This window comes from Streptomyces fodineus, from assembly GCF_001735805.1.
Classification (GTDB): domain Bacteria; phylum Actinomycetota; class Actinomycetes; order Streptomycetales; family Streptomycetaceae; genus Streptomyces; species Streptomyces fodineus.
Window position 1 is genome coordinate 6665643 of the sequence record NZ_CP017248.1, and the last position, 12960, is coordinate 6678602.

Sequence of the window (12960 nt, forward strand, 5' to 3'; positions counted from 1 at the left end):
CGGTTACGGGCGCATGACGCGCAAGTGGACGTACCCATGTGCCTTCGATCTGGGTATGTTCCTCGCCGTCAGGGCAGCCACCGTGGCCTCAAGGAGTCGAGACCCGTGTCGGAAAACAAAGAACCCCACGTAGTGAAGTTCGTTTACGACTTCACCGAGGGCAACAAGGACCTCAAGGACCTCCTCGGCGGCAAGGGTGCCAACCTCGCCGAGATGACCAACCTCGGTCTGCCGGTGCCTCCCGGCTTCACCATCACCACCGAGGCCTGCAAGGTCTACCTGGACAGCGGCGCGGAGCCCGCGGCACTGCGTGACGAGGTGAGTGCGCACCTCGACGCCCTCGAGTCCCGCATGGGCAAGAAGCTCGGCCAGGCCGACAACCCGCTGCTGGTCTCCGTCCGCTCCGGCGCCAAGTTCTCCATGCCCGGCATGATGGACACGGTCCTGAACATCGGCCTCTCCGACAAGTCGGTGCAGGGCCTGGCCAAGCAGGCCGGCGACGACCGCTTCGCCTGGGACTCCTACCGCCGCCTGATCCAGATGTTCGGCAAGACCGTCCTCGGCGTCGACGGCGACCTCTTCGAGGAGGCCCTCGACAAGGCCAAGGAGGCCAAGAAGGTCACGGTCGACACCGACCTGGAGGCCGCCGACCTGAAGAAGCTGGTCACCACCTTCAAGAAGATCGTCAAGAAGGAGGCCGGCCGCGACTTCCCGCAGGACCCGCGCGAGCAGATGGACCTCGCCATCAAGGCGGTCTTCGACTCGTGGAACGGCGACCGCGCCAAGCTCTACCGCCGCCAGGAGCGCATCCCCGGCGACCTGGGCACCGCCGTCAACATCTGCTCCATGGTCTTCGGCAACCTGGGCCCCGACTCCGGCACCGGCGTCGCCTTCACCCGTGACCCTGCCTCCGGCCACCAGGGCGTCTACGGCGACTACCTGCAGAACGCCCAGGGCGAGGACGTGGTCGCGGGCATCCGCAACACCGTCCCGCTCGCGGAGCTGGAGTCGATCGACAAGAAGTCGTACGACCAGCTCATGCAGATCATGGAGACGCTGGAGAACCACTACAAGGACCTGTGCGACATCGAGTTCACGATCGAGCGCGGTCAGCTGTGGATGCTCCAGACCCGAGTCGGCAAGCGCACGGCGGGCGCGGCCTTCCGCATCGCGACCCAGCTGGTCGACCAGGGCCTGATCGACGAGACGGAGGCGCTCCAGCGCGTCACCGGCGCCCAGCTGGCCCAGCTGATGTTCCCGCGCTTCGACGAGACCGCGAAGGTCGAGCAGGTCGCACGCGGCATTGCCGCGTCTCCCGGCGCCGCGGTGGGCAAGGCGGTCTTCGACTCCTACACGGCCGTCAAGTGGTCCCGCTCGGGCGAGAAGGTCATCCTGGTCCGCCGTGAGACGAACCCGGACGACCTGGACGGCATGATCGCGGCGGAGGGCATCCTGACGTCCCGCGGCGGCAAGACGTCCCACGCGGCCGTGGTGGCCCGGGGCATGGGCAAGACCTGTGTCTGCGGCGCGGAGGAGCTGGAGGTCGACACCAAGCGCCGCCGTATGACGGTCCCCGGCGGACACGTCGTCGAGGAAGGCGACGTGATCTCGATCGACGGCTCGTCGGGCAAGGTCTACCTGGGCGAGGTCCCGGTGGTCCCGTCCCCCGTGGTGGAGTACTTCGAGGGCCGGATGCACCCGGGCGCCGACGACGCGGACGAACTGGTCGAGGCGGTCCACCGCATGATGGCCTTCGCCGACCGCAAGCGCCGCCTGCGCGTGCGCGCCAACGCCGACAACGCCGAGGACGCGCTGCGCGCCCGCCGCTTCGGCGCCCAGGGCATCGGCCTGTGCCGCACGGAGCACATGTTCCTCGGCGAGCGCCGCGAGATGGTCGAGAAGCTGATCCTCGCGGACACGGAGGAGGAGCGCGAGGCCGCCCTGTCGGAGCTGCTCCCCCTCCAGAAGAAGGACTTCGTCGAACTCTTCGAGGCGATGGACGGCCTCCCGGTGACGATCCGTCTCCTGGACCCGCCGCTGCACGAGTTCCTGCCCGACATCACCGAGCTGTCGGTCCGCGTGGCCCTGGCCGAGTCCCGCCAGGAACCGCACGAGAACGACCTGCGCCTGCTGCAGGCGGTCCACCGCCTGCACGAGCAGAACCCGATGCTGGGCCTGCGCGGTGTGCGCCTCGGTCTGGTCATCCCCGGCCTGTTCACCATGCAGGTGCGGGCGATCGCCGAGGCCGCGGCCGAGCGCAAGGCGGCGAAGGGCGACCCGCGCGCCGAGATCATGATCCCGCTCGTCGGCACCGTCCAGGAGCTGGAGATCGTCCGCGAGGAGGCCGACCAGGTCATCGCGGAGGTCCAGGCGGCCACGGGTACCGAGCTCAAGCTCGCCATCGGCACGATGATCGAGCTGCCGCGCGCCGCGCTGACGGCGGGCCAGATCGCGGAGGCGGCGGAGTTCTTCTCCTTCGGCACGAACGACCTGACGCAGACGGTGTGGGGCTTCAGCCGCGACGACGTCGAAGCCTCCTTCTTCACGGCATACCTGGAGAAGGGCATCTTCGGCGTCTCCCCCTTCGAGACGATCGACAAGGACGGCGTCGGCTCCCTGGTGAAGCTGGCGGCAGAGGCCGGCCGGCGCACCCGCCCCGACCTGAAGCTCGGCGTCTGCGGCGAGCACGGCGGCGACCCCGAGTCGGTCCACTTCTTCCACGAGGTCGGCCTGGACTACGTCTCCTGCTCCCCCTTCCGCATCCCGGTGGCCCGCCTGGAGGCGGGACGCGCGGCCACGCAGTCGGAGGGCAGCGACCACCGCTGACCCTCCCCTGACCCCGGAGCCGCCACCCGTCCCCGACCCTCAACCGATGGGCGACGGCTCCGGACCACGAAAAGAGAGGCGGCATCCTGTGCGGGGGTGCCGCCTCTCCGGCGTGTTTTCAGCCGGTGTCTGATTGTCGATCACCTGATGTGGTGGTGATGGGGAGGGCAGATCGTTTCTTTGCGTTTCCGTAGCGTTACAGTCCGTGATCTCTGGTGGCTGTCGGGGCTGCCGGTGATGACGGAGGTACGGAGATGAAAAAGGCGTTGGCGGGCTTGGCGGCGGCCGGTCTGATCCTCACGGCTGCGGGGACGGCGGCCGCGGCGTGGTCTGGACCGATTCCTGTGCTGACGTCAGGAGGCGTCGAGTTCGCGGAGGGCCAGTACAAGTTCAACGCCGCAGGGGTGAACCACGGCGCCTTCGAGTGGGCCGGCAGGCTCCGCGACGCGAATAGGGGGGACGATCACAATGTCTACATGCAGGTCCGCGTCGAGGGCCACGACTGGGTCCGCTACGACGGAAAGCAGAAGCGGTCGGTGTGGATGCACCACTCCAACTGGGACGGTGCTCAGCGTTACACCGTGAACGCATACATGCGCGCGTGTCGCGACCGGGGAAGTCTCCGTCCGGACAACTGCTCGCCCGCACAGCACTTCACCAACAACTAGGACTCACCGACAGCCAGAGCCCGGATCCCGCGTCCGGGCTCGCATTCTCCTTAGGGGAACGCCATCAATACGTCAGAAGTCCTGTCCACCAGGGGCGTCGACCTCATGTACGGTGACACCCCCGCGGTCCGGAACGCGGAGATCTCCCTACGTCGCGGAGAGGTCGCGGCGATCACCGGGCAGAGCGGCTCGGGCAAGTCGTCGCTGTTGTACTGCTTGGCTGGAGTCCTGCCCGTCGCTCGTGGCGAGGTCCGATTCGAGGGGCGCGTCCTCGCCGAAATGCACGATGAGGAACTCAGCGCCCTCCGCCGCGAGCGGTTCGGATTCGTCTTCCAATACGGCGAACTGCTTCCCGAGCTGACCATCGAGGAGAACACAGCGCTGCCTCTTCGCCTGGCCGGACAACGCAAGGCTCCCGCGCTCGCCGCCGCGGGCGAGGTACTCGGTCGGCTGGGGCTCGCGGATCTGCGGCGCCGTCGGCCATCGCAGGTATCCGGAGGACAGAGCCAACGCGTCGCCGTCGCCCGCGCGTTGGTCCATCAGCCGGCCGTGGTCTTCGCCGACGAGCCCACCGGCTCCCTCGACAGCGCCAACGCCGAGGCCGTACTGGATGAGTTCCTGGCCCTCGCGCGGTCCCAGGGGACAGCCGTGGTGCTCGTCACGCACGACCAACAGGTGGCAACCCGAGCGGACAGCCATTACACGATGCGCGACGGTGTTCTCGCCGCCCGGGCCCGGGAGGCGAGGTGAAGGAACTGCTCCTTGGGCTGCGCCTGCTTCTGGGCAGCGGGCGCGGGAACCGGGTCAGGTTCCTCCTCATGACCCTGGGCAGTGCGATTGGTGTGAGCTGCCTCGCCGTGGTCCTGACCATCCCAGGGATCCTGGCAGCGCAGGACGCCCGCAACGCAGCGCGCCAGCCGACCTGTGCCATGGACTCACAGCGGCACTGCCTCGGTGCCAAGGGGGCCCCGCGGGAACTGACCAGGACGGACCCGCTCGGTTCCCGGCCCATGACCCGCGTCTTCATTGCACCAGGCACCACACATATCGAGCCGCCACCAGGGATGGCGGAACTTCCGCGTCCGGGCGAGATCTTCCTATCCCCGCGGTTGCATGAGGCGTTCCACGCGGAACCGGGGCTCGCCCAGCTGCTCCCAGGGCGTGAGCGAGGATTCATCGGCGCCCAGGGGCTCGCACGTCCCGATGAGTTGTACGCGTACATCGGCGTCTCCAGACTCAAGAACGCGGACGTCGTAACGCTGTTCGGCGAGGCTTACCCGCCGAGCCCCACAGTGGAGGACTCGACCCTCGACATCGTGCGGTTCACCCTCGCTGGTGTCGTACTGCTGCCACTGGCGGTCTTCCTCTCGGTGTGCGCCAGGCTCTCCGCAGCTGTCCGGGTGCGTCGGTTGGCCGCACTACGGCTCGTCGGCTTGAGTACGAAGGCTGTTCAGCGAGTCAATGCGGGCGAGACGGTGGCTGCCGCGCTGCTCGGTTCTCTGCTCGGCCTCGGAATCTACGAGATGGTCAACCAGCTGATCAGCCGTGCGGGCCTCCCCGGCTTCAAGTGGTATCCGACTGACGGCGCGCTCAGCGTCTCAACGATTCTCATCTGTCTCGTCGGCTGCCCTGCCCTGGCATGGTTCGTGGGCCGTGCGAGTGCCCGGAAGGCAGCGGCGAACCCGCTGGCCGTGCGGCGCAGTGCCGGGCAGAAGCCGCCCGCCAAGTGGGGGCTGCTACCGCTCGTTCCCGGGCTGGGCATCGTCGCCGGGTACTGCCTGGCGGGTGCGACAGGCCATGCGCCGCGGGACACGCGGGTGTCCGCTGTCCTCATGCCACTCGCCGTCGTATTGGTCGGCGTTGGTCTCGCACTGACGCTGCCGCTCCTCTCACAAGCTCTTGCCCGCAGGGTGGCTCGCTCAAGCGGCTCGCTGTCCTTGGGCCTTGCCATGCGTCGCAACGAGGTGGAACCGGGCGGTGCTCTCCGTGTGGCGACCGGCCTGGTCATGTTGGTGTACGCAGCCTCGCTCGTCCAAGGCGTCTTGATCGAGCTCGACCAGGTGTCCAAGCACAACTCGCCCGTGCAGATCTACAGCATCGGGCTCGACGGTGTGACGGCCGAGCAACAGCGCGCTTTGGAGAGGAGCAGAGGCGTTCGGGGGCATGCCGTCCGGATGCGTTCGTGGACGGACCTTCGCAACGACTACTACCACCCCAGTCTCGACGCGGTGGTCGCCACTTGCGGCCAGCTGCAAGAGTCGGTGCCGAAGGTCACCGGCTGCGTCGACGGCCGTCCCGTCCGACTGCTGGACGCTGCCAACGGATACTTCAGCGATGCCAAGCCAGGGGTGACCTTCCCGTTCCACTTCTGGAAGGACGGACACCTCCGCGTCCACCGACTCAAAGTACCGAAAGAGGTCCTTCGGTACCGGGACTGGGATGACATTCAAGCAATGGACGCGGACGTCCTCCTGCCACCGTCCTTCCTTCCCGCTGGTTACCGTCCCGACAGCGCCACCTTGGTCCTCCTCAGTAGCTCTGACACCGCAACCGTGCGAGAGGTGTTGGACGGGATCGGCAGCGTCGACCCCACCATCGGCGTGGACCCCTACGGCATCAACGTGACCGCTCTCCAGCAAATCACTGTCGTCAGGACCCTACTCGCCGTAGGCATGGTCCTTGGCCTGATCATCGGCGTGGCCGCCTACATGGTCGCGGCCACGGATCGGGCTATGGAACGGAAGCCGCAGGTCACGGCACTGGCCTTGCTCGGTGCGCGCCCGCGCACCCTGCGGGCCGTGCAGGTTGCACAGGTCGTGTTGCCCTTGGCCGTGGGGCTCGTGTTGGCCATCGTCACCGGCAAGGCAGCCGAGTCGAGTTACCTCGTCACCGGAGGTGGTGCGATCTTCTGGGACGGGGCGGGCGTGCCGCTGCTGCTCGCCTGTGCGCTCGGGGCCGTTGTCGTCGCCGGGCTCGGGTCATTGCCGTTGATCGGCCGCCGGATCGACCCCGAGTTGATCCGCCGGGACTGAGGATGGAGTACGCCGGGGGCGCCCTGACCTATTTTCGGGCGGGCAGTCCGGCCGGGTTGCGGTTGGCGAAGACCCGGTCCGGTGAGTGGGTCGGTCGTTGGACGCACGCCGCCGGGACCGCTGCCGCCCGGGCCATGACCTTCCCGGCGGTGTTGTTCCAGTCGGCCCGGTAGCCGTGTACGTCCTGTGCGTGGGGGACTCCGCAGTCGGCCGGGCCGATGACGACGGGGTCTCAGCGCACACGAAAGAGGGGCGGCACCCCGCGTGTGGGTGCCGCCCCTCATTCAGTCCCCCCTGGTCAACAGGCCGTTCACCAGCGCCGTCAGGCCCTCCGCGTACGTGTCCTGTGCGGTCAGCGGGGCCCAGCGGTCCGCCACCTCCGCCAGGCGGGGGAGTTCGTCGGGGTCCAGGTCGGCGAAGACGCGGTCGCGGTAGGTCGGGCGGTCGTCGGCCGCGCGGCGGCGGGCCGCTGTCGCGCGGATCACGATTTCGCCGGCGGTGTAGTACCAGATCGCCCGGTATCCGTGTACGGCGGACTCGAGGGACAGGCCGCAGACCGTCAGGCCGTCCACGATCTGTTCCACGAACCACAGTGCGGACGTCGACATCAGGTCGTCCGCCGTCAGGACTTCCACGGCCCAGGGGCAGGCGGCCAGCACCTCGTGAATCGCGGTCGCCGCGGCGATGACGCGTTCGCGCGGGTCGGTGGGGGGAGCGGGCGGCCGGCGCAGGTGCTGCGCGGCGTAGTCGTCCAGCAGGAGGAGGAGCAGCTCCTCCTTGTCGCGGACGTGGTGATAGAGCGCCATGGGCGTGCTGCCCACCTCGGAGGCGAGCCGGCGCATGGTCAGCCGGTCCACGCCCTCGTCCGTCACGATCCGGAGCGCCGTCCGGAGGATCTCCGCGCGGGAGATACGGGCAGGTCGACCGGTGGTCTTGCGGGGTGCGGGCGGTTGCGGCATGGGTCCCATCATGCCCTCGTCATCCCTATGCCCGGCCCGTCTCCGGCGATGACCAGCGATGACCAGCAATGACCAGCAATGACCAGCCCTGGCCAGGCGTGACGCTCCATTTCTGCGCCGGTCCCGGCCGTAATCCGCCACGCCCACGCCGGCCCCGGCCGTAATCCGCCACGCCCACGCCGGCCCCGGCCGTAACCCGCCAAGCCCTCCGGGATTCCCAGGTGTCGACAACCCCGACCTGGGTGCGCTAGTTTTCTTACGTGTATAGAAACTTACGAGGCAACCCCACGACCGTGCTCGCGGCCGCCGCCGTAGCCCAGTTCGTCGTCGCTCTGGACATGGCCGTGGTCAACGTCGCGCTCCCGGCGATCCGCACCTCCCTCGGTTTCGGTCCGCTCGACCTGTCCTGGGTCGTGCACGTGTACGCGCTCACCTTCGGCGGGTTTCTGCTGCTCGGCGGGCGGGCCTGTGATCTGTACGGCCGACGTCGGCTCTTCGTCGCGGGGCTGGTCGTCTTCGGGGTCTGCTCGCTCGCCGGCGGACTGGCCCAGAAACCCTGGCAGTTGGTCGCCGCTCGTGCAGGGCAGGGCTTGGGTGCCGCCGCCACCGCGCCGGCCGCGCTGGCGCTGCTGACCACCACCTTCACCGACGGCCCCCGGCGCGTGCGCGCCCTCGGCGTGTGGAGCGGGATGAACGCCGTGGGCGGCGCGCTGGGCGTGCTGGCGGGCGGGGTGCTCACCCAGTACGCCGGCTGGCGCTGGGTGATGCTGATCAACCTGCCCATCGTCGTCACGGCGCTCGCGCTCGTCCACGTGGCCGTACCGGTCGAGCCGGGGCCGGTGCGGCGGGAGCGGCCCGATGCGCTCGGAGCCCTGCTCGCGACCGGCGGAACCGGACTCCTCGTCTTCGGTGTCGTACGGACCGATGTCCAAGGGTGGGGATCCCAGGGGACTTTGGTCACTCTCGGGGGTGCGGCTCTCCTGCTGGTCGCGTTCACCCTCGTCGAATCCCGGGTGTCCGCCCCGCTGCTGCGGCTCGGGCTGCTGCGCAGCCGCTGGGTCGCCGGTGCCGATCTGCTGGTGTTCCTCGCCGCGGCCGGGCAGTTCACCGCGTTCTACTTCGTCTCCCTCTACCTCCAGCAGGTCCTGGGCCTCGGCGCCGCCGCGACCGGCTTCGCGTTCCTGCCGTTCTGCGTAGGCTCGGTGGCGGCCACCGTCGCCGCCACCCGCATCACCGCGACCCGCTCGCCGCGTGCCGCCCTCGTGCCCGGCGCGCTGTTCGCTGCCGCGGGCATGGCCTGGTTCGCCCGGATCAGCCCGCACGGCAGCTTTCTCGCCGATGTGCTCGGGCCGTCCCTGCTGACCAGCGTCGGGATCGGGCTGGTGTTCGCACCGGCCGCCGCCGCGGCGACGACCGGCGTGCGGCCCGGAGAGGCCGGCATGGCCTCCGGTCTCTTCAACAGCGCCCGTCAGCTGGGCGGTTGTATCGGGCTGGCCACCCTCGCCACGGTCGCCGCCCACCGCACCGGCACGGCCACCGGACCCGGCGCCCTCGACGCCGGTTACGCCCTCGGCCTCGCTGCCACGGCCGCCCTGTTCCTGCTCGCGGCGGTCGTGGCGATCGCCGTACTGCCCCGCCGCCGCAGCGACGCCACCACCGCTTCCCACCTCGGCGCCCCCGCCGCGCCCACGGACAACCGACTGGAAGGAACACCGTCATGACCATCACGACCGTCGACCTCTTCTCCTCCATGCTGGACTTCCGGTCCGACGGCGGCGTCCTGTCCGGCCCTCGGCGGATGACGGAGGGCGACCCCGGCTCCTGGCAGGTCGCGGCCTTCCATGTGGCGACCGACGCCGACGTGCACGCCGATCACTGGGAGGTGCACCCCGAGGGCGAGGAGGCCGTGTGCTGCCTGGCCGGGGGCGTGCGCCTGTACTTCCGGCCCCTCGCGGAGGGTGACGCCGAGGAGATGGTGCGGCTGACCCCGGGTACCGCCGTGATCGTGCCCCGCTGCCGCTGGCACCGGCTCGAACTGGACGCGCCGAGCGATCTGATGTCGATCACCCGGCGTCGCGGCTCACGCCAGGACAAGCACGCCGGCCTCGGCTCCGGCCTCGGCGACTGATCCGCCCCGGGGGCGCAGCGGGAGGGGCGGCACCGGGGACCTGCCGTTCCCCCCGGCCTGCGCCGCCTCTCCTTTCGGAAGGTGCCCTCGTCCTCTCAGAAGGCGCCCTCGACGTTCACCGGGCCGGCCTGGAAGACCCCGGAGCACGCCGTGAAGGGGGCCGGGACCACGACCGCGGCGACCCGGCCGCGCCCTCCTTGGGGCCCATGGATCCCAAGCCGACGGCTTCCCGGTCCGGCGCGCCCGACAGGGGGCCCTCTTTCGTAATCGACGCACATGGTTGATCGTTGGGCCGTGCATCGATGACGAACGTCAGGGGGCACCGATGATGACCATGAGCCGCCGGGCACTGCTGGCCGCGGGAGCCGGGGCGGGTGCCGGGCTACTCGCCGCTTGCGGGTCCAACACCGGGCGTGGCGGCGGGGGTTCGGGAACCGAACTGTCCCAGTGGTACCACCAGTACGGCGAGCCCGGCACCGAGCAGGCCGTCCAGCGGTACGCCGCCGCCTACAAGAAGGCGCACGTCAAGGTGCAGTGGCGGCCCGGGAACTACGACCAGCAGACCGCGGCCGCCCTGCTCACCGACTCCGGGCCGGACGTCTTCGAGGTCAACGGGCCCACCCTCGACCAGATCCAGGGCGGTCAGGTCGTCGACCTCACCGACCTCCTCAAGGGTGTCAGGGACGACTTCAATCCGGCCGTGCTCACGCCCAAGACCTACGACGGCCGGGTCTGGGGCATCCCGCAGGTCATCGACATGCAGATGCTCTACTACCGCAAGAGCCTGCTGAAGGACGCCGGGGTCGAGCCGCCCGCCACGCTCGACGCCCTCGTGGACGCGGCCCGCAGACTCACCGGCAGCAAGGTCAAGGGGCTGTTCCTCGGCAATGACGGGGGAGCCGGTGTGCTCGGCGGTACGCCCCTGTACGCCGCAGGGCTTCAGCTCGTCACCGAGGACGGCAAGGTCGGCTTCGACGACCCCGCCGCCGCCCGCACCCTCGGCAAACTGCACCAGCTGTACGCCGACAAGTCCCTGCTCCTCGGCGCACCCGCCGACTGGTCCGACCCCTCCGCCTTCATCCAGGGGCTGACCGCGATGCAGTGGTCCGGGCTGTGGGCGCTGCCGCAGATCCAGAAGGAGCTGGGGGACGACTTCGGTGTCCTGCCGTTCCCGAAGGACGGCGGCCAGGGCAAGCCGTCCGTCCCCGTCGGGGCCTACGGCGCAGCCGTCAGCGCGCGCGGCCGGCACAAGGAGGCCGCCAAGGAGTTCGTGCGCTGGCTGTGGGTCGAACGGACCGACTACCAGGAGGACTTCGCGCTGTCGTACGGCTTCCACATCCCGGCCCGGATCTCCCTCGCAAAGAAGGCCGGCAAGCTGCGGTCGGGTGCCGCCGCCGACGCCGTGCGCTTCACCACGGAGCACGGCTACGCCCAGCCCCTGCTGTGGACGCCCGCCGCCCAGACCGCCTATCAGGACGCGCTCAGCCGGATCATCGGCAGCGGGGCCGATCCGGAGGGTGAACTGCGGGCCGTCGTACGGAAGGTGGCCGGTGAGCTGGACCGGGTGAAGAAGAAGTCGTGAGGCGCCGCAGAGCACTGTGGTTCTGGGTGTTCGTGGGGCCCTTCGCGGCCGGGCTCACGCTGTTCACCTACGTTCCGCTGCTGTGGAGCGTGGGCCTCAGCTTCTTCGACGCGCACAACACCGTCACGCCCACGCACTTCGTCGGCCTGGACAACTACACGGCGATGCTGCGGGACGGCGCGTTCGTCGGCAGCCTGAAGACCTTCCTCCTGTTCACCGCGTTCATCGTGCCCGTCACGTACCTCCTGTCCCTCTCGCTCGCCCTCATGGTCAACCGGGTCCGGTGGGCGCGCGCGTTCTTCCGGTCGGTCTTCTTCCTTCCGGCCGCGTGCAGTTACGTCGTCGCCGCCCTGGTGTGGAAGATGTCGATCTTCAACGGAGTGCGGTTCGGGCTCGCCAACACCGTTCTCGGCTGGTTCGGCGGCGATCCGGTCGCCTGGCTGTCCACCACCGATCCGCCCTGGTACTGGCTGGTCATCGTGAGCGTACGACTGTGGCTGCAGGCCGGGTTCTACATGATCCTGTTCCTGGCGGGGCTCCAGCGGATCGATCCGGTGCTGTACGAGGCGGCCGCCGTGGACGGGGCCCGGCCCGGCTGGACGGTGCTGCGGCACATCACCCTGCCCCAGCTGCGGGCGACCTCGGTCGCGGTGGTGCTGCTGCTCGTCATCAACGCCTTCCAGGCCTTCGACGAGTTCTACAACCTGCTCTCCGACGCCCGCGGCTATCCGCCGTACGCCCGCCCGCCGCTGGTCTACCTCTACTACACCGCCCTCGGCCAGGGGCAGAACCTCGGGCTCGGCAGCGCGGGCGCGGTGATCCTCGCGCTGATCGTCGCGGTCGTCACGGTGGGTCAGGCGCGGTGGCTGAAGCTCGGGAGGACGGACCCCGATGGATGACGCCCTGGTGCGGGCCGGGCGGGCGCTCAGGCTGGCGCTGCTGATCGCGCTCGCCCTGCTCTTCCTGATCCCCTTCTACCTGCTGCTGCGCAACGGCCTGTCGAGCGAGCAGGACATCACCTCGCCCGAATGGACCTTCTTCCCCGGCGAGTTGAAGTGGGGCAACGTCCGGGAACTCTTCGACGACCCCTCCGTCCCCTTCGCCCGCTCCCTCCTCAACTCGGCGCTGATCGCGATCGCCACGACGCTGGGGACCCTGCTGCTGTCCTCCCTCGCCGGCTACGGCCTCGCCCGCATTCCGTACCGGCACGCGAACAAGGTCTTCTACGGCGTCCTCGGCACCCTGCTGGTCCCGGCCGCCGTCACCTTCGTACCGAGCTTCGTCCTGGTGTCGTCCCTCGGCTGGATCTCCACCCTGCGCGGGCTGATCGTCCCGACGCTGTTCTCCGCCTTCGCCTGCTTCGTCTTCCGGCAGTACTTCCTCGGCTTCCCACGCGAGCTGGAGGACGCGGCGCAGGTCGACGGGCTCGGGTACTGGCGGACGTACTGGCTGGTGGTCGTGCCGAACGCGCGGCCGGTGTTCGCGGCGGTCGGCACGATCGTCTTCCTCGGCGCGTGGAACTCCTTCCTGTGGCCGCTGGTGATCGGGCAGGACCAGAGCGCCTGGACGGTGCAGGTGGCCCTGTCGTCGTTCACGACGTCCCAGGTGATCCGCCTGCACGAACTGTTCGTCGCGGCCGTCGTGTCGATCCTGCCGCTGCTGCTGGTGTTCCTGTGCTTCCAGCGGTGGATCGTGGCGGGCGTGGAGCGGTCGGGGATCGACTGACCCCCGTGTCGTCGCGTCCCGCACGATCCGGGTGGGCCCC

Annotated in this window: 10 protein-coding genes; 9 read left to right on the forward strand and 1 reads right to left on the reverse strand. The window is 69.4% G+C overall.

Going from position 1 to position 12960, the window contains the following annotated elements:
- Positions 1-105 precede the first annotated feature (105 nt).
- From ppdK to BFF78_RS28585, 4 genes are all read left to right on the forward strand, one after another.
- Entirely contained in the window at positions 106-2826 is a 2721-nt protein-coding gene (gene ppdK / locus BFF78_RS28570; RefSeq protein WP_069781026.1) for a pyruvate, phosphate dikinase, read from the forward strand.
- Positions 2827-3170: 344 nt separating this feature from the next.
- Positions 3171-3494: a hypothetical protein gene (locus BFF78_RS48455; RefSeq protein ID WP_227025950.1), complete on the forward strand. Its 324-nt coding sequence runs from the start codon at positions 3171-3173 to the stop codon at positions 3492-3494.
- Positions 3495-3599: 105 nt separating this feature from the next.
- On the forward strand, positions 3600-4244 hold the full coding sequence (locus BFF78_RS28580; protein ID WP_069781028.1) for an ABC transporter ATP-binding protein: 645 nt from the start codon (positions 3600-3602) through the stop codon (positions 4242-4244).
- Positions 4241-6526, forward strand: coding sequence for an FtsX-like permease family protein (locus tag BFF78_RS28585; protein ID WP_069781029.1), 2286 nt, complete (start codon positions 4241-4243; stop codon positions 6524-6526). The genes BFF78_RS28580 and BFF78_RS28585 overlap by 4 nt, the downstream gene beginning before the upstream one ends.
- Before the next feature lie 284 nt (positions 6527-6810).
- Here BFF78_RS28585 and BFF78_RS28590 read toward each other — a convergent pair whose 3' ends face one another.
- Positions 6811-7485, reverse strand: a complete 675-nt coding sequence (locus BFF78_RS28590) for a TetR/AcrR family transcriptional regulator (protein ID WP_079161519.1) — start codon at positions 7483-7485, stop codon at positions 6811-6813.
- Positions 7486-7745: 260 nt separating this feature from the next.
- Here BFF78_RS28590 and BFF78_RS28595 point away from each other — a divergent pair, with 260 nt between their 5' ends.
- The 5 genes from BFF78_RS28595 (at position 7746) to BFF78_RS28615 (ending at position 12920) form a co-directional block, all read left to right on the forward strand.
- Entirely contained in the window at positions 7746-9206 is a 1461-nt protein-coding gene (locus BFF78_RS28595; RefSeq protein WP_227025951.1) for an MFS transporter, read from the forward strand.
- Positions 9203-9613 carry a cupin domain-containing protein gene (locus BFF78_RS28600; RefSeq protein ID WP_069781032.1) on the forward strand — a complete coding sequence of 137 codons (411 nt, stop codon included), beginning with the start codon at positions 9203-9205 and terminating at the stop codon, positions 9611-9613. The genes BFF78_RS28595 and BFF78_RS28600 overlap by 4 nt, the downstream gene beginning before the upstream one ends.
- Positions 9614-9941: 328 nt before the next feature.
- Positions 9942-11195 carry an ABC transporter substrate-binding protein gene (locus BFF78_RS28605; RefSeq protein ID WP_069783871.1) on the forward strand — a complete coding sequence of 418 codons (1254 nt, stop codon included), beginning with the start codon at positions 9942-9944 and terminating at the stop codon, positions 11193-11195.
- Positions 11192-12094, forward strand: coding sequence for a carbohydrate ABC transporter permease (locus BFF78_RS28610; RefSeq protein WP_069781033.1), 903 nt, complete (start codon positions 11192-11194; stop codon positions 12092-12094). The genes BFF78_RS28605 and BFF78_RS28610 overlap by 4 nt, the downstream gene beginning before the upstream one ends.
- Positions 12087-12920 carry a carbohydrate ABC transporter permease gene (locus BFF78_RS28615; RefSeq protein WP_069781034.1) on the forward strand — a complete coding sequence of 278 codons (834 nt, stop codon included), beginning with the start codon at positions 12087-12089 and terminating at the stop codon, positions 12918-12920. The genes BFF78_RS28610 and BFF78_RS28615 overlap by 8 nt, the downstream gene beginning before the upstream one ends.
- Positions 12921-12960: the final 40 nt, after the last annotated feature.